This is a genomic window from Metabacillus litoralis, assembly GCF_020524045.1.
In the GTDB taxonomy this organism is placed as follows: Bacteria; Bacillota; Bacilli; order Bacillales; family Bacillaceae; genus Metabacillus; species Metabacillus litoralis_C.
Genome location: NZ_JAIVKL010000019.1, coordinates 50,278 through 72,905, shown reverse-complemented (window position 1 = coordinate 72,905; position 22,628 = coordinate 50,278). Strand labels below are relative to the sequence as shown.

The 22,628-nt window shown below is 33.4% G+C and carries 15 protein-coding genes; all 15 read right to left on the bottom strand.

Features of this window, described 5'->3' with window-relative positions:
- Positions 1 to 92 precede the first annotated feature (92 nt).
- Positions 93 to 2,045, bottom strand: coding sequence for an ATP-binding protein (locus tag LC076_RS20350; RefSeq protein WP_319005570.1), 1,953 nt, complete (start codon positions 2,043 to 2,045; stop codon positions 93 to 95).
- A gap of 243 nt (positions 2,046 to 2,288) precedes the next feature.
- Complete coding sequence (locus LC076_RS20345) at positions 2,289 to 3,275, bottom strand: siderophore ABC transporter substrate-binding protein (protein ID WP_226670921.1); 987 nt, start codon at positions 3,273 to 3,275, stop codon at positions 2,289 to 2,291.
- 131 nt (positions 3,276 to 3,406) lie between these two features.
- Positions 3,407 to 4,165, bottom strand: a complete 759-nt coding sequence (locus LC076_RS20340; protein ID WP_226670920.1) for an ABC transporter ATP-binding protein — start codon at positions 4,163 to 4,165, stop codon at positions 3,407 to 3,409.
- Positions 4,159 to 5,100: an iron chelate uptake ABC transporter family permease subunit gene (locus LC076_RS20335; protein ID WP_226670919.1), complete on the bottom strand. Its 942-nt coding sequence runs from the start codon at positions 5,098 to 5,100 to the stop codon at positions 4,159 to 4,161. Before LC076_RS20335 ends, LC076_RS20340 begins: the two co-directional genes overlap by 7 nt.
- Positions 5,093 to 6,043 carry an ABC transporter permease gene (locus LC076_RS20330; protein ID WP_226670916.1) on the bottom strand — a complete coding sequence of 317 codons (951 nt, stop codon included), beginning with the start codon at positions 6,041 to 6,043 and terminating at the stop codon, positions 5,093 to 5,095. Before LC076_RS20330 ends, LC076_RS20335 begins: the two co-directional genes overlap by 8 nt.
- A 537-nt stretch (positions 6,044 to 6,580) precedes the next feature.
- On the bottom strand, positions 6,581 to 7,507 hold the full coding sequence (locus LC076_RS20325; RefSeq protein ID WP_226670915.1) for an HD-GYP domain-containing protein: 927 nt from the start codon (positions 7,505 to 7,507) through the stop codon (positions 6,581 to 6,583).
- A 101-nt stretch (positions 7,508 to 7,608) separates the two neighbouring features.
- The gene (locus LC076_RS20320) at positions 7,609 to 8,001 is read right to left on the bottom strand and encodes a hypothetical protein (RefSeq protein ID WP_226670913.1); all 393 of its coding nucleotides are present in this window, start codon (positions 7,999 to 8,001) and stop codon (positions 7,609 to 7,611) included.
- Positions 8,002 to 8,496: 495 nt separating this feature from the next.
- On the bottom strand, positions 8,497 to 9,978 hold the full coding sequence (locus LC076_RS20315; RefSeq protein ID WP_319005568.1) for a sucrose-6-phosphate hydrolase: 1,482 nt from the start codon (positions 9,976 to 9,978) through the stop codon (positions 8,497 to 8,499).
- Positions 9,979 to 9,991: 13 nt separating this feature from the next.
- Entirely contained in the window at positions 9,992 to 10,660 is a 669-nt protein-coding gene (gene pgmB, locus LC076_RS20310) for a beta-phosphoglucomutase (RefSeq protein WP_226670911.1), read from the bottom strand.
- A complete protein-coding gene (locus LC076_RS20305; RefSeq protein ID WP_226670910.1) occupies positions 10,653 to 12,959 on the bottom strand; it encodes a glycoside hydrolase family 65 protein in 2,307 nt (768 codons plus the stop codon). Before LC076_RS20305 ends, pgmB begins: the two co-directional genes overlap by 8 nt.
- A 288-nt stretch (positions 12,960 to 13,247) precedes the next feature.
- Positions 13,248 to 15,473 carry an alpha-galactosidase gene (locus tag LC076_RS20300; protein WP_226670909.1) on the bottom strand — a complete coding sequence of 742 codons (2,226 nt, stop codon included), beginning with the start codon at positions 15,471 to 15,473 and terminating at the stop codon, positions 13,248 to 13,250.
- Positions 15,474 to 15,583: 110 nt separating this feature from the next.
- On the bottom strand, positions 15,584 to 18,631 hold the full coding sequence (locus LC076_RS20295) for a glycoside hydrolase family 2 TIM barrel-domain containing protein (RefSeq protein WP_226670957.1): 3,048 nt from the start codon (positions 18,629 to 18,631) through the stop codon (positions 15,584 to 15,586).
- A gap of 551 nt (positions 18,632 to 19,182) precedes the next feature.
- Entirely contained in the window at positions 19,183 to 20,007 is an 825-nt protein-coding gene (locus tag LC076_RS20290; RefSeq protein ID WP_226670908.1) for a carbohydrate ABC transporter permease, read from the bottom strand.
- Positions 20,000 to 20,896 (bottom strand): carbohydrate ABC transporter permease, encoded by an 897-nt coding sequence (locus tag LC076_RS20285; RefSeq protein ID WP_226670954.1) that lies wholly within the window; start codon positions 20,894 to 20,896, stop codon positions 20,000 to 20,002. Before LC076_RS20285 ends, LC076_RS20290 begins: the two co-directional genes overlap by 8 nt.
- Before the next feature lie 219 nt (positions 20,897 to 21,115).
- Positions 21,116 to 22,414, bottom strand: coding sequence for an ABC transporter substrate-binding protein (locus LC076_RS20280; RefSeq protein ID WP_226670907.1), 1,299 nt, complete (start codon positions 22,412 to 22,414; stop codon positions 21,116 to 21,118).
- Between the last annotated feature and the right edge of the window lie 214 nt (positions 22,415 to 22,628).

Sequence of the window (22,628 nt, the reverse complement as noted above, 5' to 3'; positions counted from 1 at the left end):
ATTTTATAAAAAAACTTGGAGAAAAACAAACATTTTTTAATGACTAAAAAGGCCCAACCTCTCTATGTGGTCTGGCCTATTGTAATTATTTATTAAGATATCGGCAATAAAATTTTCACACTTGTTCCAATATCTAGTTGACTTGTAAATTGAATTTGCCCTTTATGATTTTGAATAATACGATAACTGATCATTAAGCCTAATCCACTACCTTTTTCTTTATTAGAATAATAAGGCTCGCCTAGTTTGGCAATTCGATCTTCTGGAATCCCTATTCCATTGTCTTCAATATTAATATAAATAAATTGAGCATTCTCAATACCAAACTCTACATTCACGATTCCACCTTTTGGCATTGCTTCAATGGCATTACTCATAATATGCTGAAAAGCCTGTTTCATTTGTTGCTCATCACAGTTAATTGTTAATTGAGCTTCACCTTTTAATGAAAATAAGACATTTTGAAGAGCAGCAGGTTCAATCATTAAATCTATCACATCTGTTAATAGCGTTTGAATGTAATGATCTTCTCGTTTTGTTTCTAAATGGGAGTTAGCAAGTATGAGTATTTCATTTATAAATTCTTCAATTTGATTAAACTCCGCCAATATCAATTCCTGATATGGTAATTGATATTCTTCTAATAATTGCAGAAATCCTTTTATACTTGTTAAAGGGTTTCTTACTTCATGCGCAATACTTGCAGCAATTTGTCCCACTGCAGCCAGTTTATCAGACTTTCGTAAAAGATCACTATTAAGCTTAGCTTCTGTAATATCTTCTGCTACCCCAACTAATCGAAATTTTCTCCCTTCTTCATTATAAATAGGCACAATTCGACTCCGAATCCAACATATCTTCCCAGTGCTATGCATTATTTTAAAATCAAACTCTATACTATTGTTTATATTTACGATTTGGTTATAAACATAGTCTCGATCTTCTGGATGAACGAGATTAATCCATGCCTCGATGGAATTAAATTTATCATAAGGCATTCCTGAGATTTCTGACATCACTCTACTTGTATATAATAAGCTCATTTTATCAAAATCAAAAATCCAAAATGCTTCATTAATATTATTAGCAATTTGCTGAAATCTTTCTTGGCTTTCTTGTAAACTTTTTTCAGTTTGCAATCTCTCGAGTTCATTTCCAATCCATTGTGTGATCAACTGCAAAAATTCTAAGTCTGATGTAGATATTGATCTACTACCTTTTTCTTCAGTAAAAAAGCAAAATGTTCCATAAAGCTCTTTATGAACAAATATAGGAGCACCTATATATTCCTTTAATCTATTATCACTATTTTTTTCAAAATATGCTGGTGTCAAATGAATTGGCTTTAATTTTTCCACTACTTTTAATGCACATGTTTCATTCAAGGCTAGAATGTCTCCTACATCTTTAGCCTTCCCCACTTTAGATTTCTCCTTCATCACCTTATACTGATTATCTGTAATATGAGATATCATCCCATGTGAAAGTTGAAACCTCTCACAACCCAAAGTAAGTAATTTGTTTAATTTTTCTTGAAAGGTGTTTTCCTTATTACTCGTAATTTCATAAAGACTTTTAATCGACTTTTCACTTACTGTTTTTTCCATTAAATCTGTTCGAAGTTCAATTTCAGTTACAACCCACTTACTTAAATCAATTAAGTTCGTTAATTCATCATCACTTATGTTTCTTGGTTTAAAATCCAAAATACACAATGATCCTAATACATTATTATTTTTTGTTGTTATTGGCACACCTGCATAAAAGCGAAATCCCAGTTCTTTAACAAGACGATTATTTTTAAAACGATCATCTTTAAAAGTATCATTTACAATGATAGGTTCTCTATCAGCTACTACATAATGACAAAAAGCAGCCTCTCTTTCTGTTGATCTTTCTTCTTTTAACTTACCAGAAATCCCGACGCATGATTTGAACCACTGCTTATCTTCTGTTATAAGAGTGAAAAGTGCAATTGGTGTTTGAAAAAGCCGACTGGCTAAGTTTGTTATTCGATCAAAGGAATCTTCTTGTGGTGTATATATAAGATCAAGATTATATAATTCTGTTAATCTCTTCTTTTCTCTATCAATAAAAGAAGAGCTAGATTCTTTAGCTAGTTTATCCAGGTTAAAAATCGATCATCACTCCTTATTAGGGTCACCCTAATTTCAGATAGTTTTCAACTTTATCGTAACACAAAAACACGATAAATAGAGTGATTATTCGATCTACTAAAAAGAAGTAAACGAACTAAATTAAAATTTAGTCCGTTTACTTCTTAGTTGTTATTGTAATCCAGTTTCGATCTCTTTAGCCATCTCACTTACAGATACTAAACCGCCACCTGATAGATACCATATAGCAGGATCTAAGTAGACAATATGATCATTTTTATATGCTTTTGTTCCTTGAATTAATTCATTTTCTAACGCTTCTTCAGCAGAAGTTTCTCCACCAACGACAGCTGTACGATCGACTACAAATAAGTAATCAGGATCTTTTTCAACAATATACTCAAATGTTACTTTTTGACCATGAGTTGAAGCTTCAATGTTTTCATCAGCTGCAGGTACGCCCATTACATCATGAATAATACCAAAACGTGAACCTGAACCATATGCGCTAACAGATCCATCATTTAAAAGAACAACAAGAGCTTTTTTATCTGCTGCAGCTTCACCTACAGAAGAGATTGTTTCTTTAATTGCTGCAATTTCTGTTTTCACTTCTTCTTGCTTATTAAAGATTTTACCTAGTGTGTTCATATTTTCTTCAAAAGATTCCATATATTTAGTTGTGTCAACACCCATGAAAATTGTTGGAGCGATTTCTGATAGTTCTTTATAGAAATCTCCTTGTCTACCAGAAATAATAATTAAATCAGGTGCAACCTCGCTTAATTTTTCATAATCAATTTCTTTTAAGCTACCAACACTTATGTATTCGTCACCTTCATACTTTGATAAATAATCCGGAATATTTTCTTGTGGAAGTCCTGTTACATTTACTCCTAATTTATCTAAAGAATCAAGAATACCAAAATCAAACACAACAACTTTTTCAGGATTTGTCATGAATGTTGTTTCACCTAATTGATGTGTAATCGTGATTTCTTCGCTTTTTGCTTCTGCACCTTCTGTTGTTTCTTCTGAAGCTGTTTCAGTTGCTGGTTCCTCTTTAGCCTTTGGTTTTTCACTTGTTGTTTTAGCACCACAAGCTGCTACAACAAATACAAATAATGCTACCATTAATAATGAAGATAATTTTTTCATCGAATTCACCCCATAAAGTTTTTTTATAATAGATTTTTGTTTCTGTAGTTTCAATAATAATAATAATCATTATCAATGAGATCTTTAAAATAAAGGGGTTTCCCCCCTACAGAACAAAATCGTTATTACCATTAAGTAAAATACACACAAATCTTTTGTCCATTAATTGTTTGAACTGGAATATCCATATCATAAATTTCTTTTAAAACATGGGTTTCCATCATTTCATCTTTTGTACCCTCTCGCACAACCCTGCCGTCCTTCAATCCAACAATATAGTCAGAATAACAAGAAGCAAAGTTGATATCATGTAAAACAATAATGACTGTCTTACCGAGATCCTCAACTAGCTTACGCAAATTTTTCATAATCTGGACAGAATGTTTCATATCTAAATTGTTAAGTGGTTCATCCAATAAGACATAATCTGTATTCTGTGCGATGACCATAGCAATATAAGCTCTTTGTCTCTGCCCACCACTTAAATGATCTAAAAACCTTTCTTGAAGGTCTTTCAGTCCCATATAAGCGATTGCTTCATCGACTGCTTGCCAATCTTCTTCGTTTAAACGACCTTGTGAATATGGAAATCGGCCAAAGCTCACTAACTCTCTTACTGTTAAACGTAGATTAATAGAATTAGTTTGCTTTAATATTGATATCTGTTTGGCAAGCTCATTTGTTTTTGTTTTTTGAATATTTTGGTCACCAATATATATTTCTCCTTTATCCATTGAAATTAAGCGACTGATACCTGATAACACTGTACTTTTCCCAGCACCATTCGGACCAATAAATGAAGTGATACTACCTTTTTTAATGTGTAGTGAGACATCATTTACTACTATTTTTTGTCCATATCTCTTCGTTATTTTTTTTACCTCTACCATGATCGATTCTCCTTTAATAGTAGATAGATAAAATAAACGCCTCCCACAAAATTCACAATAACACTCACAGTTGTTGAAAACGTAAAGATCTTTTCTACAATGAATTGACCACCTACTAAAGCTAAAATACTAATTAAGATGGAGCCAACAATTAAATGCTTATGTTTATACGTTTTATAAAATTCATGAGTCACATTTACGACAAGCAAGCCTAAAAAAGTGATCGGTCCAACTAATGCAGTTGAAACAGCAATTAAGATTGACACAACAATTAATAGTTTTTTTACGACTAAGTCATAATCAACACCTAGGTTAATTGCATGTTCTCTGCCTAATGACAGAACATCTAAATATTTATGATTCGGCCAATAAAGTATGAGTGCAACACCTATTAATAGTAACGACATCAATAATAAATCTGTTTGAATATTATTAAAGCTAGCAAACATTCTTGATTGAACCATTAAAAATTCATTAGGATCAATTAATATTTGCATGAATGTAGACAAACTTCCGAATAAAGTACCAACAATAATACCAATTAATAATAGAAAATAGATATTTTGTTCTCTCTTAAATAAGAAACCGAACAGCAATGTTGAAAAGATAACCATTAACGCGACGCCAAGTAAAAAATTTACATAATCATTTAATATGAGAAATGACATCGATCCAGCTACAAAGATAATTACTGTTTGTAGCAGAATATATAAGGCATCAAGTCCAATAATACTTGGAGTTAATATTCTATTATTTGTTATCGTCTGGAAGATAACAGTTGCAAAAGCAATTGCTGCACCTGTAATAATAATTGCTGCAACCTTTGTTATTCTTCTAGGAAGGACATAATCTACATTTGGTCCGATATCGTAAAATATAAAGCTTGCTACTGCAATCATGACCATTCCTAGTAGTATTAGAGATTTCCTACGCATATGCCCTTCTCCTCATTAACAAGTACACAAAAATCACACTTCCAATTACTCCAACAATGACACTAACCGAAATCTCATAAGGGAATATGATGATTCGACCGATAATATCACATAGTAGAACAAATACTGCTCCTAGCAGGGCTGTTTCAGGCAAGCTCTTTCTCAAGTGATCACCTCGATAGATACTAACAATATTCGGGATGATTAATCCGAGAAAAGGAATGACCCCAACAGTTAGAACAACACTTGTTGTTATTAGAGCAACAATGACAAGACCAACATTCACAATTTTTCGATAGTGCAGACCCAAGTTCTTCGAGAAATCTTCACCCATTCCAGCCACTGTGAATTTATTAGCAAATACATAAGCTAGAATGACAAATGGAATCGTTATGTATAAAAGTTCATATCTCCCTTTCATAATGAGAGAAAAATCTCCATGTAGCCATGATCCAATATTTTGAATCAAGTCATATCTGTAAGCAAAGAATGTTGTAATGGAACCTATTATGTTACCAAACATAAGTCCAACAAGTGGAATGAAAATTGTATCCTTGAATTTAATTTTGTCTAGAATCTTCATAAAAATAAATGTACCCGCTAGCGCAAATATAAAGGCTACAATCATTTTTTCGATAGGACTAGCAGAGGTAAATACTAACATTGAAACTAAGATACCTAATCTAGCCGAATCCATTGTTCCTGCTGTTGTTGGTGAAACAAACTTATTTCTCGTAAGCTGCTGCATAATAAGACCACATATACTCATGCTTACACCTGCGATAATAAGACTAATTAATCTAGGAAATCTACTTAACAAAAGAATTTGTGTTTTTTCATCTGTTAACTGAAATAAATCCTTTGGTGTTAAGTCTATGACACCTATAAAAATTGAGCAGCATGATAAAAAGAGTAATGCGATGCTTAAAATTATTTTTGCCATTTCTATCCTAACATCCCTTAAAATAGGTTACGTAACTAATTTTGATAATCATTATCATTACCGATCAAAAAAAATAACTTGTTATGCACAGGTTATAGGTTTTATTTCTAATTGATAATGAGATTGATTATCAACTACAATAATTAATGTAACACATAAAATATAATGTGAAAAGGTTTATTTTCAGATTCTTTCACCAAATGTCTTATTTTCACATAATATTCACATTTTTACTAATTTGTAGGCTATGTTAAAGCTTAAGGTTGTTTTTTTAGCACTTGGTTGATTGGAGGTGAATATATGAGACTCCTGCTTAAAGAAGCGTGTCGAAGGGAGACCCCACAGGCGCTTGCGCCGAGGAGGCTTCCTGACCTAGGAAAAAACGAACTGCATTTTTTCCCGGGAAAGCGAATGCCTGTAACGGAAATCAACCACAAAGTTTAACAGAGCCAATTTGTAAAAGGTTCTATTCTGAAGGATTTTTTGCTAAGTGACCTCTTTATCAGTTAAAACCATATGAAAAAAAGAGTTGAATAATCAACTCTTAATCAATGAACCTTTCATTCTTTCAACAATTTTAATGAATAGATCGGCAATTTCCGGATCAAATTGAATTCCCTTGTTTTTCTTTATCTCCTCTAAAACGTCCGTAATATCTTTTTCATCTCTATAAACTCTTCTTGAAGTCATTGCATCAAAAGCATCAGCTACTGCAGTTATCCGCGCTAATAAAGGAATATCCAATCCCTTTAATCCTTTAGGATATCCTGTTCCATCAAATTTCTCATGGTGATATAATACAATATCTAAAACACCTGTATTCATAAAGCTTGGAATATCTTTTATGATTGAAAAACCTGTTGAAGGATGTTGTTTTACAATTTCATATTCCTGATAAGTCAATTTAGCTGGTTTATTCAAGATTGTTTCAGGAATAGAGACTTTCCCAATGTCATGCAAAAGCCCTCCCATATAAATGGTATCACAAGTTTGCTTAGATAATTTTAATTCCTCAGCAATCAATCTTGAATACCTTGCTACATTTCTGGAGTGAAGAGCTGTATATTTATCTCTTGAATCTAGCAACTTGGAAAAGCTTAATGTTAAATTCAAGTTCATTTTTCTTTGGTTAATGTTATTTGTTACCAATACAGATACTACTAACCCTGTTATAAAATATGTAAGACATAACAAAATAAATGTTTCAATAAAAGGAACACTTTCAGGACTAAAAACAAATCTAGCTGTGGTCACTAGAACACTTTGCACTAATAATATTAATTTACTTTTATAAATAAGGCCTAATAACAGCATGACTAAAGTATAAATAATAAATAAGCTACGGTGAAAATGTAGGTAACCTCCAAATAGAATAGAAAGACCACCAATGAAAAAGAAAATCCACCTGAATTTTATGAGAAATTTAATTCTAGGAAAATAAAGTGCATCATGATATATATTCATAGTTACTCCTAATAGTAATATAGAAAAATTGTAACATAGGAATCATTTTTTGTCATAATTTGCCGATTGACTTTTAGAAGAAATAAAGAATTGCGTTCAACCTAAGATAACTTTTTTATCATATCTCTAATTGCTTCTGATACCTCTAAGTTATTTTCTTTACAGAAATGAGTTAGTGTCGAATATGTTTGTTCGTCAAGTCTTACATGAATAGAGTGGTTATACTTTTCTGAATCTGGCTTTTTAGGACGCCCTCTTCCAACTTTACGCCTACCAATCTCATCTTTCCAAACTCTTATAACAACAAAACCATCCTTTTCTATCGCCTTATCACAATCATTTTCCTGCCACATTCTGTTTGATCGATCTATGAACTCTTTGATAAATAGTGATAGCTCTTCATTATGTAATTCTTTCATTACAGCTTTTTCCATCGCTTTATGTTCAATAAACTGTTGAAATTGATTGTATGATTTAAAGGTTAATTCCTTCATTTCATCTTACCTCTCCTAAAATATAGTTAGTAGTAGAATCATTTATGTTATGTACAAAAGATGTATAGTACAAGTGTATTTCTATTTTCCCAATTCCTTCTATTCCTATCTTATTATAAAAGATATTTGGCATAGTTTAAACAACATTCATGATAAGGTTTTCATAAGTAGTATTAAAACGATTCGCAGAGTGTTACACCTACAATATGTTTAATACTCCTCACTGTCTTCCCAGGATTCCATGGGAAGTAGAGGCAGGTGTGAAACTTAAGCCTTGCATAGCCGAGGGAGCTATAGGCTTTCCCCACGCGAATGTAGTGTCTGATGAGTAATGGAACGTACGTGTTTTTCAAGTTTATATTGAAATACAGCAAATAAAGACCCGAACAGGCGAAAGATTAATTGAAATATCACCTAGTTATTCGGGTCTATCATTAGTTAATTACTTTAATTACTTATGTCTCTGCCTTGGTATAGGATGTTATTGGCGAAAACTTATATCGTTCGTTTTAAATCCCATTTCTTTAATGTATTGATTTCTATCTCCTCATCAGAGAAAAAACAAATTTTGTTACTAGTTTCCCCAGGATAAATTCTCCCTGTCATCACATATTCTCCGTTATGGATAAACACTTCTACAGAAGACTTATCTATAAAAATCCTTAAATGAAGTTTGTTATCAATCAATGGTATTGTTGTTTTACGAATGCCACCTGGTCCTTTTCCCGATTCATTACGATCAAACTCAAATATTCCTTTTTGTCCGTAATAAGTTAAGACCGTTTCTTCACCTACAGAGTCATCCACTCGCATTCTTATACCAAATGTGGCCAATTGTTTCATTTCGAACGTTATATCAAGCTCTAAACAATTGCCTTCAATATTTGCCAATGTAAGCTCATCATTCAAGATAACATTTTCGTATGCTGTCTCTTTCCTTCTTAACTGTTCTAATTCTTTTACAGGACTTGATTGTAATTTGTTGTTTTTCAGCTCTAATACTCGAGGTATTGTCATTGCTCCTGTATATCCGTGCTCTTGAGTAGGCATATCGCTTTCCCACATATCCATCCATGCTATCACGATTCTTCTCCCCTGATGATCGAGCATTGTTTGAGGTGCATAATAATCAAATCCATCATCTAACAATTGAAATTCACCATAAGAAAGGCTACCTTTGTCATAGTCCAATTCACCAATAACATATCCTGCTTGATGTAAGTTATGATATCGGTCGCCTTCAGGTTTTACGCCTTGTGGTGACATAACTAGAATATCTTTATTATCTAATTCGAATAAATCTGGACATTCCCACATATAGCCGAAATTACCTTCACCTTTAGCAATAACATTTATAAATTCCCAACTCATCAAATCTCTTGAACGATATAATAAAACCTGTCCTATATTATCAAGTGTTTTAGACCCTAAAACACAATAATAGTTTTCCTCATGCTTCCAAACCTTCGGATCACGGAAATGAAATGGATGGATATCTCCCTCTGGTGCCTCTGCAATAACAGGGTTTACTGATAGTTTTTCAAAACGAATAGCATCCTCACTCACAGCAAGTGCTTGAACTTGTTTTAAATCTTCGTCATAATTATCGCCGGTCCACACATTTCCGGTATACATTAAATATAGCTTTCCATCTTTTTCAATTGCACTTCCAGAAAAACAACCATCTTTATCATATGATTCTCCTGGAGCTAAGGCTGGGGGAAGATGCTCCCAATTCACAAGATCTTTACTTTTCACATGCCCCCAGTACATTGTATCCCATTTAGGTGCAAAAGGATGGTGTTGATAAAATAAGTGATACTCTCCTTTAAAGTAACAAAAACCATTGGGATCATTCATCCAATTCGCTATTGGTGCTACATGATAATGTAAACGCCATTGATGCTCAGATACCTTTTCCTTTAGCTTATTTAACTCTTGTTCAGCTTCAACAATTCTTTTTTCTTCAATCATCATTTAACACAACCCATCATCTGTTTAAGAATTTTCCTATTAAATCATTATACGATAGATCATTTGTTGTTTGATATACGATGTCAGCTCTAGGAAAGAGATGTTCAGGACCAATAGCAACAGCAAACATACCCGCATCTTTAATAGAGTCTACACCTGCAATTGCATCTTCTACACCAATACAGTTTTCTGGCTGAACATTTAATAATTCAGCTGCTCTTAAAAAGATTTCTGGATCTGGTTTACCCTTTTTTAATGTATTCACATCAACGATCACATCAAAATATTGTTTTAAATTTAGAGCTTCTAACACCATTGTCGCGTTTTTACTGGCTGATGCTAAAGCTAGGCTTAAACCAGCAGACTTTATATCAGTTAAAAGCTTTTCAATTCCAGGTAATATATCAGATGGTGAGATTTTCTTAATTAATAAAACATAATGCTCATTCTTCTTTTTAGCCAGCTTCTCTTTCTCTTCTGTAGTAAACTCTGCTCCCTTTTGTCCGAATTCAAGTATTTTATCAAGAGAATCCATTCTTGAAATACCTTTCAATTCTTCATTCAATTCTCTTGAGAAGGATACTCCTAATTCATCTGCAAGTGCCTTCCAAGCTAGGTAATGATATTCTGCGGTATCTGTAATCACACCATCTAGATCAAAAATAAACGCTTGTAATTTATCCATTATGTTCACCTACTTTTGCAAGATCTACAGTTTGTTCTTTCCTCTGAGTTAGAGTTAGTTTTTTATCAAAAACAATCATCTCAAGATCTTCACCTTTCTCAAGATTCAAGCTAATTCCTGACTTATTTACTTTTACTAAGATCTGTCTTTGTGCGTAGACTACTCTAAATTCGTAGTATGTCCACTGGTTTGGGAGAATAGGACTTATGGTTATACCTGTTTCCTTTACTCTTACTCCACCAAATCCATGGAGAATCGACATCCATGTTCCTCCCATATTAGCCATGTGTAAACCATCTTTTGTATTTCCATGGGTGTTATCTAAATCAAGTCTTGCAGATTCAATAAAGTAGTCATAAGCCTTCTCTTGATACCCTACCTTTGCCGCCATAATACTAAAAACAGCAGAAGATAGGGAAGAATCGTGTGTTGTTATTTTTTCATAATAATCGTACGAATTTTTGATCGTATCATATGATTGGTGATCTTCTAATAGGAAATGAGCAAGAACTGTGTCTGCTTGTTTACACACTTGATAGCGATACAAAGTTAAGGGATGGTAATGCAATAATAATGGGAACTTTTCTTTAGGTGTGTTTTTCAGATCCCATACATCCTTTTTTAAAAACGTATCATCCTGCGGGTTAATGTCTAGCTCAGAATCATAAGGAAGATACATTTTTTCTGATGCTAACTCCCATTCCTGTGCTTCATTACCCAATATTCCTAATCGCTCTTTAAGAATTTCAGATGCGATTTTATCTTTTCCTATTACTAAATTCCACGCGATTGAAGCCCATTTTAAATTATGTTTCGCCATGACATTTGTATAGTAGTTATTATTAACAAGACAAGTATATTCATCAGGACCTGTTACTTCATCTATACGAAATGTGTCTTGATGATAATGCCCCATATCAATCCAAAGTCTTGCGGTTTCAATTAATAGCTCAGCGCCATAGTGAATCATAAAATCATCATCTTTTGTCACTAGGTAATATTGAATTGTACTATAAGCAATATCAGCACTTATATGATATTGTGCGGTACCTGCTGGAAAGTAGGCAGAGCATTCTGAGCCTGAAATTGTCCGCCAAGGAAAGAGAGCTCCTTTTTTGTGCCCCATTTCTTTAGCACGTGTTCTGGCACCATCAAGGATCGAATAACGATAAAGAATTAAACTTCTTGCAAGATCAGGTTTTGTTAATAAAAAGACAGGTATCATGTAAATTTCTGTATCCCAGAAAAAATGCCCTTCATAGCCTTCTCCAGAAAGTCCTTTAGCGGCAATATTACTGTATTTATCTCTTCCTGCCGATTGCAATAAATGATAGAGGTTAAATCGAATTCCTTCTTGAAGGTTTTCTTCTCCACCAATTTTTATGTCTGCAACCTGCCAGTATTCATCAAGATATTGCTTTTGCTCATCAATTAATGTATTAAAATCTATTGTTGCTAGGCCTTCTTGAATAGCTTTTCCTTTTTTAATTAAGTCATTTTCATGTCTTAATGTATCTGTATATACATTGTACTTAGTTAAAGTGATAGATTCTGTTAGCTCAAATGAGTATGTAACATCAATTGATTTTTCCTTTACATCAACTTCCCCAACAACCTTATTTGACCCAATTGATAGTTGGTGTTTTGTTGCACATGCTGTTTCTAAATTAGATGTTCCTGTTTTATCTACTACAAACATCATATTTTCGTCATATCCTACATTTTCAACAGACAATAAATTTGCATGTCCTGCAGAAACACGTGGGTCGTTCCTGCTAACATAATTTGATACATCACCATCTACTGTAGACACAATTTTAACTGTACCTTCAAAATCAACAGGCTCAATCGTTAATTCAATAGCAAATAGCTCTCTTATGTAAAAAGATACAAGACGTCTAAAACGTAATTTAACTTGCTGTCCTTTTTTTGTTTTATAAGTAATCACTCTTTCTGTATAGCCTTTGTCCAAATAAAGAAATCGCTCAAAGGAAATAACTTCACCTTCAAAGAGGGAAAAACGTTCTTCTTCAAAGTAGATTTCGATCGTTTGGGCATCAATATTATTAACTAACTTTTGCTGTGTTTCAGGAAAAGCGTATAACTTCTCTCCATAATTAATTTCAGTAATATCATGAAACGCGTTTAAATATGTTCCACGAATAGAATTCATCTCACTACCATAACCTTCTTCAAAATTACCACGTACACCGATATAGCCATTAGCTAATGAAAATAAACTCTCTAAATTCAAAAGCTCTTGCTGAGACAACTCATTTCTACTAATTGTCCATGTCACTTCATTCAACTCCTCTTCGTAAAAACGAATAACGATATCAATTCTAAATTTAAACAGTCCTTATTATAGCTTTTACACTTGTTATAAAATGCAGATATTAACATCAATAGTTTTAGAGAAACAACTTATTTTATTCATTAAATTAAATTCTAAGAAAAGGTGAGCTTAAAAATACTTAAACAAACGTTTAATTAAATTGATTTATGTACTATATCCTTGCAATTTCTTACACTTTGAAAAAGATAAAGAAGAGGATCGACTCAATTGAGCCGACCCTCTTTTCACTTATTACTTACCTACTAAATAAAAGACCTCAGATTGATAATCTCCTCCACGTTTTGCAAATGATCCATTTGCTCCGTTAAATTCTGTTGGTAAAGGCAACCCACGATACATTAATTCATCGCCATAGAAGCCCTCTTTTTCTTCATTAACTTGATAAAGTAAATTTTCATTTAATCCTTTTAAAAGAATCACTTGTTCTTTCTTTGGATTTGCATCTGCAAGTACTTTATACCACCCAACCAATGCCTCTTTTTTATCCTTTGAAGTAATCAACCAAGCTGTTTCATTATTTTCAAACGGATTTTTTAATCTAATAAAATCTCCATCTCTAATCAGTTTACGATGCTTCTTATAAAATTGAACTTGCTTCTTAATGACACTTTTTTCTTCATCACTTAATTCGAGAGGATTTAATTCATAACCAAAGGTTCCGAAATATGCTGTATTTGCTCTTGTCTCAATTGGAGTGTTGCGTAATGTTTGATGGTTTGGTACAGCTGAAACATGTGAACCCATACTATAGATTGGATACACTAATGATGTTCCATACTGGATTTTTAATCGTTCAACAGCATCTGTATCATCACTAGTCCAGGCTTGTGGTGCATAGTAGAACATACCTGGATCAAAACGACCCCCACCACCTGCACATGATTCAAATAGAACATCTGGAAATTCCTCAGTTAGCTTCTCATATAGAGAATACACCCCTAATATATATCGATGGAAAAACTCTCCTTGTTGATCTTGACTAAGCGCTTGTGAAAAAGCATCTGTAATGTTTCGGTTCATATCCCACTTTATATAAGAGAGCTTTGTTTTCTTAATAATGCCAGCCATCTTTTCATATATAAACTCTACTACCTCATGTCTAGAAAAATCTAAAACTAATTGATTTCGACCAAGAGTCAAATGCTCTCCTTGTCTACCTACAACCCAGTCTGGGTGATCATTATATAATTGACTGATTGGATTGATCATTTCAGGCTCAAACCACAAACCGAATTTCATATTTAACCTATCAATCTTGTCTGATAATGATTCTAGTCCATATGGTAATTTAGCTTTGTTTTCAAACCAATCACCAAGTGATGAGGTATCATCATTTCTAGCTCCAAACCAGCCATCATCTAATACAAATAGCTCAATTCCTAATTCTTTAGCACTTTTCGCTATATTCACTAGCTTTTCTTCGTCAAAATCGAAGTAAGTTGCTTCCCAGTTATTGATTAAAACAGGTCTTTCCTCAGTTTTCCACGGATCACGTATTAAGTGATTACGATATAAATCATGGAATGCCTGACTCATTCCGTTTAACCCTTTATCTGAATACACCATTACTACTTCAGGAGCTTGAAAGCTTTCTTGCTCTGATAGCTTCCATTTAAATTGATGTGGGTGTATTCCCATCATTACTCTTGATGTTTGATAATGATCAACCTGGACTTGAGCTAAAAAATTGCTACTATAAACAAAGTTAAAACCATATACTTCATTTTCATGCTCTGTTGTTTCTTTTCCTTTTAATGCAATAAACGGATTATCATGATGTGAACTTGCTCCTCTAATACTAGAAATCGATTGAATTCCTTGAACAAGCTGACGTTCTTTAATATGTCGTTCTCTTGACCAAGTTCCTGATAAATGAATCATCGAATAATCATCATCAGGTAAATCAATCGAGGCACTCATTAACTTTTTAATAAAGATTTGGTAATCACCGATATTTTGCATTTTCACATTTCTAGTTATCACTGGATAATGATGAAAGATTGTATATGATAAACAAACCTTAGCCATTATCGTTTTATCAACTAACGTTATTGTCAGAGTTGTTGCTTCTTCTTCATTAGCATATGTTGCTGGAAGTCCCTTCAATTTAGGCTTCCCACTCGTCACTTCATACCCTTGGTAGGTAAATTCATTTCCAATTCGACCATCACGTGTTTCAACTTCAATTGCCGCTTCTCGAAAATCTCCTTTTCCCGCAACAGGAAACTCTTGTCTTGTTGTTTCTAGTGAAAATGCCGGATCTTCTTTGTAATAATGACAGCTAGCTGGAGTTGGAATAGAATTAACCTGAAAATGAGAAAAATCCTCTCGATGTCTAATTGCCTTACCATAATATAACTGACCTAAGCTGCCATTTTTCAAAACATGAAACAGATAACTGATTTCTCCATTTGTTAAATGAAATTGTTGTTTCTCTTCATTAATATGTAAATACACTTTATCCAACTCCTTTGTGATTTTTATATTCTACTAACAAAAAATAAAGAGCTTGAACAAACCAAGCTCTTTTCTATTGTTTTTTTAATCCTTCTGTATCGTTCTACTAATCAACAATTTACTCGCTGGATTAAAAACTCGAATTCAATATCTTCATTTGCTTTAAGCAAATGCTCGTCATGTACTGGAGCACCCCAGCTATCGTCGCCACCAACACCCATTTGCTTTCCTGCAACAGTTATTACTGTGTAATGAACATTCGGTAACTCATAATGATGAGTAGCATTTTCTAATTCAAAAGCTGTGTAAGGTGAAACATTACACTCAACTGGATCTCCAACAGATGATACTTTTATTCCATCTCCATACTTGCTTGTCACACTTAATTGACGGACACCTGTACGATTTCCTGATTCTTGTGGATTCAAGTAACCCGATAGATTATCTGTAGCAGTATTCTTAAAGATACCAAGACGCGCTCCCATCGAACGATCAGAATAATTTTCTTCAGGCCCCATTGCATACCACTCTAGCTGATCATATTTTGCTGGAACTTTAAAGGATAACGCAAAGATCGGTAATTGTGGTAACTCTTCTGCACCATAATAAGATGATTTAACATGGATGCTTCCATCAGAGGTCACGGAATAATTCGTTTTCACTTCTAATTTTTCAGAAACAGAAAATTTATACGTAAATATAACCTGTACTTGATTAGCTTCTTGCTTTAACTCAATATTTGTACATTTTCTCGCTAAACTTGCAGCATACCAGCTTCCGGAGTTAAATGTTTGAGCAAAGCCACGATCATTATCAGTTGTTGCTCTCCAAAATAGTGGTGCAGGTGGATAGGCGATCATTTCTTTGCCTGAATAGTTAACAGAAACTAAACTACCTACTTGCTTTGAAAACATAATCGTGAAATCTCTACCATGTACTCCAATATTCACATCACCTTCAACAACTCTAAATTGTTCACTAGATGGAGCGATTGGATTTTCTACTTTTTGTTTTTCCATAATATACTGCCCAAAAGCAACTTCATGTCCTGATTGTGCCCAAAGCGTATTTTCCTGCAATTTAAGTGCAGCATGTAAGCAAAATTCACCAGAGTTTTGTAATACCTTTTCTGGTAACACAAACTCAACTACTTCTTTACTTTGAGGCTGAACAACTACATTACTTCTATTTTGATAAATTTCTTTCCCATCAAGTAACAATTTATACTCTAAGTAATAATCTGATGTATCAATAAAGAGATTATCATTGGTAATCGTTACACCAGATTGATCTACATTAAGTTTTACATTTTGATATAAGAACTTCACTTCCTGCATTTTTGGCGAAACCTCTCGATTTGCATAAACAATTCCATTTGTACAGAAGCCATAATCTGTTGGTCGATCTTCAAAATCTCCACCATATGCTAAAAACTCTTTACCATAACGATCTTCTTTTATTAATGATTGATCAATATAATCCCAAATAAATCCACCTTGATACATTGGATACTTATCTTCAAGTTCTGTGTAATAATTCATACCACCTAAAGAATTTCCCATTGCATGCATATATTCACAACTTAAATAAGGCTTTTCAGGATCATCATTTAAATACTTTTCTATATCAGCAGGCTTGGCATACATTCTACTTTCCATATCACTTGTGTCATTATAGTTTCGGTCATAAAACACTCCTTCATAATGCACAAGACGACTATCATCAACTGATTTAAAGTATTTTGTCACATTCAAAATAACTTCTCCTGCATATGATTCATTTCCACAAGACCAAATCAAAATTGATGGATGGTTTTTATCTCTTTCAAACATAGATATAGCACGATCTAAAACAATATCCTGCCACTCTGGCTTATTACCTGGAATATTCCAAGAAGGCTCAACTGCACCCATTTTCTGCCATGAACCATGTGTTTCTAGGTTCATTTCATCTATCACATAAATGCCATATTCATCACATAATTCATACCAATAGCTTTGATTTGGATAATGAGAAGTACGAACAGCATTAATATTGTTTTGCTTCAATGTTTTAATATCCCATAACATATCTTCTTTAGTAATCGTACGTCCGCTTCGGCAATTGAATTCATGACGATTAACACCTTTGAAAACAATACGTTCACCATTTAATTTCATGATCTTATCTACCATTTCAAATCTTCTAAAACCAACCTTTTGTGGAATCACCTCTACCAATTCACCAGATTCATTGAATAATTGGATATACAATTGATAAAGTGTAGGCTCTTCTGCACTCCAAAGCTTTGGTTTGTTAACTGTCATAGAGAAGCTAGATTCTTCTCCTTCAATTGAAGCTGTTGCAGATTCTATCAAATTCCCTCTATGATCAAATAATTCAGCAACAACTTTAGACCCACTATTTGCAGACAATAGTTTCAGATCAGCTTTAAGTGTTCCATTCGTAAATGTTTCATCTAATGTTGCTTTTACATTTGCATCATATACGTGAATCTCTGGAACAGTATATAGGTAAACATCTCTAAAAATTCCAGAAAAACGCCAGAAATCTTGATCTTCAAGCCAGCTGCCAGTGCTTCGTTGATACACTTCCACCGCTAACTTATTTTCTCCTTGCTTTAAAAAAGGAGTTAGCTCAAACTCTGCAGGTGTAAAGCTATCCTCACTATAGCCAATAAATTGACCATTTAGCCAAACATAAAATGCTGATTCAACACCTTGAAAAGATATAAAAAGAGGCTTTTCCTGCATATTTTCAGGAACATTAAAATACTTTACATAACTCCCAACAGGATTATGATCAGTAGGAATTTCAGGTGGACGAATATCATTATGCCCATCCCAAGGATACATTGTATTCGCATATTGTGGTTTGCCATGACCTTGTAATTGAATATGTCCAGGAACACGAATATCACCCCAACCAGCACAATCAAAGCTTTCTTGATAAAAAGACTCTGGTCGATTGACAGGATTAATCGCATAATGAAATTTCCATTGTCCATTCAAGTCATATCGCATTTTCATAGAAGAAGCTGACTTTGCCTCTGCTAATGTTTCATAATAAAAGTGATCTGAATGTGCTGGAAGACGGTTAACTGCAAACACATTCACATCTGTTAGCCAATTAGTAGTAGGATTAAGGTTAGTTGTCATCAAGATCACGCTTCCTCTCATTGTTCTAGATTAATTATTTTAAAAATCAATTTCATGCTTACTTATTAATTAAGGCTCTTTTCTGAAAGATTGTTGCTAAATGATACTACTATCTGTGTTTTATCGCATAAAATGTATTTTATCTAAGAAGAAAAGATGCCACTAGACTATATAAAGTGCTGTTTCCTTCCAATCTTAAAAGCAACAAAGTTTACGAAATCAACCTTAATTAAAGAAACGAGGACCTACAGTATTTAGAGGCTGGGACATAACTATAGTGATTAACAAAAATTATGAAAAAAGTAATAGCTGAGCGGATGAAATATACGTAGACTCCTGCGGGATGAAAAGCAACGGCTAGACCCCACAGTGCGAAGCACGAGGAGGCTTGCCAGCTTCCCGCGGAAAGCGAAGTATATTTCAGGAGCGACGTAACTATACCTAGAACCATTATTCGGTTTCTATTTTGTTAATATACCTTTGTTCCAGTCCTTTTCACGCTCTTGATCCTCAGATAATGGTTTTACTATTTTCTAAGACTACTATATTAATTACTTCACTGATCCCATCATTCCTGCAACGAAATGCTTTTGCATAATGAAGAAAATAATAGCCGCTGGTAAAGTAGCAATGACAATCGCAGTCATGATCACACCAAAATCAGGTGCATAGCTAGATCCTAGATTTGAAATAAGCAATGGAATCGTTTGATTTTCTGGAGACTGTAACACAACTAAAGGCCATAAGTAATTGTTCCAGCTAGCCATAAATGTAATAATAGCTGCTGCTGCATACGTTGTTTTCATTGTTGGTACATAAATTCTAAAAAATACTCCTAATTCACTTAATCCATCAATTCGACCTGCTTCAAGAATATCCTTTGGAAACATTTTGGTGCTTTGACGGAAGAAGAAGATAAGAAATGCTGTTGTTAATGTTGGTAAAACCGCTGCCGTTAATGTATCGATTCCAATAAAAGGAGCTACTGCTGATATCTTCCCAAACATACGGAATAAAGGGACCATAAGTGCTGCAAAAGGAATCATCATTGAAATTAATAAGATATTAAATACAACATCTTTTGCTTTACTTTTAAACACTTCAAATCCATAGCCTGCTAAAGATGCAATTAATAATGATAGTACGGTTGTAGATATAGATATTTTTGCTGAATTGATTAATGCTGGTATGATGTCAACAGTATCTAAAAGATTATTAAAGTTCTCTAAAAAGTGACTTCCTGGTAACAATCGACCCTTCGTTACATCTACAGATTTATTCGTTGCCGATATAATCATCCATAAAAACGGAAAGATTGAAATAATACTAGCAATTATTAATACACTATAAGCAAATATTCGTTTCATTTTAAGCATTTTTATCACCTGCCACTTTAAACTGAATAATAGAGAAAATAACAATCATGATGACGATTGCATACGAAACTGTTGCAGCATATCCAAAGTCTGGTGTGTATTTAAATGAAAGATTATAAATATATTGCGAAATCGTCATTGTTGAATTACCTGGACCACCTTTGGTGATATTCATTACTTCGTCAAATAACTGTAGTGTTCCAATTGTTGAAGTAATCGAAGTAAAAAGGATGATAGGTTTTAACATTGGAATTGTAATTTTAAAGAATTGTTGAAAAGCAGATGCCCCATCAATTTTCGCAGCTTCATATATAGAGTGATCAATATTTTGAAGAGAAGATAAATAGAAAATCATATTATAACCAGTCCAGCGCCATGTAATAGCAATAACAATCGTCATTTTTGCCCAAAATGGATCTGTTAACCATTGAATTGGCTCTGCAATAAATGCGAATTTCATTAACATCATATTCACAATTCCATCTGTTCCAAATAAATATTTGAATATGACAGAATAAGCAACTAACGATGTGACACATGGTAAAAAGATAGCTGTACGGAAAAAGCCTTTAAATTTTAATCGTTTATCATTTAGTAAAACCGATAAAAATAGGGCAAGTAGAATCATAACTGGAACTTGAATCATCAGATAGATGACCGTATTTTTAACGGCTGTAAGAAATGTTGGATCTTTAAATAAGCGAGCGTAGTTATCAAGTCCAGTAAATGTTAAGTTTGTTCCAGTACCTGATTGAAAGGACATGATAAGTGCCTGAATCATTGGGTAGAAATAGAATAAGCAGATCATGATCGTTGCGATTGTAATAAATGACCAACCAATAATAACGGTTGTATTGATTTTCTTTCTTTTTGGCTTTTGTAGCGGTATATGATCATTTGTTTTTTCCTGGATCAAATCAAGTCAACTCCTTAACTTGTCAATATAATGTAAGAGCCTCAGAAAACCTCCCCTTTGCTTCGGATAAAGAATCCTTATAACAGAAGCAGGAGAGTTTCCGAGGCTTTTATTTTTCACGTCATTTTCTATAAGCTCTCATGAAATTTTTTTTGAGTTTCGAAAATTTATGAAAAGTATAATTGGAAGATCTTATTTAATTTGTGCTTCTGCTTGCGTTTGTGCATCTTCTAGAACTTGATCAATTTCCTTACCTTGAAGATAGTTCTGCATTTCAACTACTAAAATATCTTCAACTGCGTACGTGTGTAGACCATAATTTACTTGAGGTATTTCTTCAGTCCATTTTGAGAAGTCAGAAATGATTGTTTGACCACCAAAGAATTCATCAGCAGCTTTATAAGCTTCACCATCAGCAGCAGGAATATAAGTACCAATTGCTCCAATTTCCGTTACTAAATCTTGATAAAAATCAGCGTTAGATCCAAAAGTTTTTGCTAAGAAATCAACAGCTAATTCTTTCCCTGGAACATTTAATACATACCAAGAACTACCACCTAAGTTTGATGCATTAACTGAATTCTCGATTCCTGGAAGTGTTGGTTGTGAAACAACTGCCCATTTACCAGATTGAGAAGCTTCAGCTTTAACAGAAGGAGTAATCCAGTTTCCAGTAGGAACTGTTGCTACATCTCCACTATTAAACGCTTCTAAATATTGACTCCAATCAGAGTTTGGTTTGATAATATCTGCCTCTAACATTTCTTTGTATACTTCAAAAGCCTTTTTAAGAGCTTCATTTCCAGCGATATTTGGTGTTACACCATCTTCTTTCAAGTACCAAGAACCACTTGATTGAATCATCATACGAATAATTCCAAGATCGTTAGGATCAAGTGATAACATTTGTTTACCAGTTACTTCTTTTACTTTTTTACCAATCTCAATATATTTATCCCAATCAGCATTGTTTAGATCTTCCACTGAATACCCAGCTTCTTCTAAATAATCTGTTCTTACATATAAACCTGTTACACCAGTATCAAACGGTAAACCATAGTTTTCTCCATCTAAACTAGTTGGAGCAATTTTGTATGATGCAAAATCTTCTGTGTTAAAAGAACCTGTTAATTTTTCAAAAGAATCTGGATAAGCTTGAAGAAAACTTTGTGCTCTATAATCTTCAATTAATACGATATTTGGTAGCCCTTTTGTTGTACCAGAGCTTAAACTTGTATTTAATTTTTGAATAATATCAGCTTGTGCATTTTCTACTATTTTAATTTCTGCATCTGGATTTTCAGCTTGATATAAATCCTTTGCCATGTTCATTGCTTTAATATTAAAGTTTGGATCCCATGCCCAAATTGTAATTGAATCTGAATCAGATGAACTGTTGCTGTTATCTCCAGTTTCTTTCTTATCTGCACCAGATGAACATGCAGCCAACAGCATAATGCTTGCTAAAAACAACACTAAAAGCTTTTTCATACGTAAACCCCCATTTGTTTTTTGTTTTTTGTAAGCGTTATCTCTCTTACAAGTTCTATGATAGCATCTCAAATGCAGGTGCTGTTATGACGATATTTTCATAAACTTGTGTTTTTTTTGCATGATGTATACGCTTTCTTTTCCTTGAATTTGTACTTTTTTTAGAAAATATGATTTATTTAAGTTTTCAATCGTACAAATTAGTGTTTTTTTA

What these genes read in the sequence shown, in the direction of transcription:
- LC076_RS20295 (WP_226670957.1), bottom strand. Translation starts at nt 18,631, where the DNA reads ATGACAACTAACCTTAATCCTACTACTAATTGGCTAACAGATGTGAAT.
- pgmB (WP_226670911.1), bottom strand. Translation starts at nt 10,660, where the DNA reads ATGGATAAATTACAAGCGTTTATTTTTGATCTAGATGGTGTGATTACA.
- LC076_RS20320 (WP_226670913.1), bottom strand. Translation starts at nt 8,001, where the DNA reads ATGAAGGAATTAACCTTTAAATCATACAATCAATTTCAACAGTTTATT.
- LC076_RS20345 (WP_226670921.1), bottom strand. Translation starts at nt 3,275, where the DNA reads ATGAAAAAATTATCTTCATTATTAATGGTAGCATTATTTGTATTTGTT.
- LC076_RS20280 (WP_226670907.1), bottom strand. Translation starts at nt 22,414, where the DNA reads ATGAAAAAGCTTTTAGTGTTGTTTTTAGCAAGCATTATGCTGTTGGCT.
- LC076_RS20315 (WP_319005568.1), bottom strand. Translation starts at nt 9,978, where the DNA reads ATGATGATTGAAGAAAAAAGAATTGTTGAAGCTGAACAAGAGTTAAAT.
- LC076_RS20325 (WP_226670915.1), bottom strand. Translation starts at nt 7,507, where the DNA reads ATGAATATATATCATGATGCACTTTATTTTCCTAGAATTAAATTTCTC.
- LC076_RS20335 (WP_226670919.1), bottom strand. Translation starts at nt 5,100, where the DNA reads ATGCGTAGGAAATCTCTAATACTACTAGGAATGGTCATGATTGCAGTA.
- LC076_RS20340 (WP_226670920.1), bottom strand. Translation starts at nt 4,165, where the DNA reads ATGGTAGAGGTAAAAAAAATAACGAAGAGATATGGACAAAAAATAGTA.
- LC076_RS20290 (WP_226670908.1), bottom strand. Translation starts at nt 20,007, where the DNA reads ATGCTTAAAATGAAACGAATATTTGCTTATAGTGTATTAATAATTGCT.
- LC076_RS20330 (WP_226670916.1), bottom strand. Translation starts at nt 6,043, where the DNA reads ATGGCAAAAATAATTTTAAGCATCGCATTACTCTTTTTATCATGCTGC.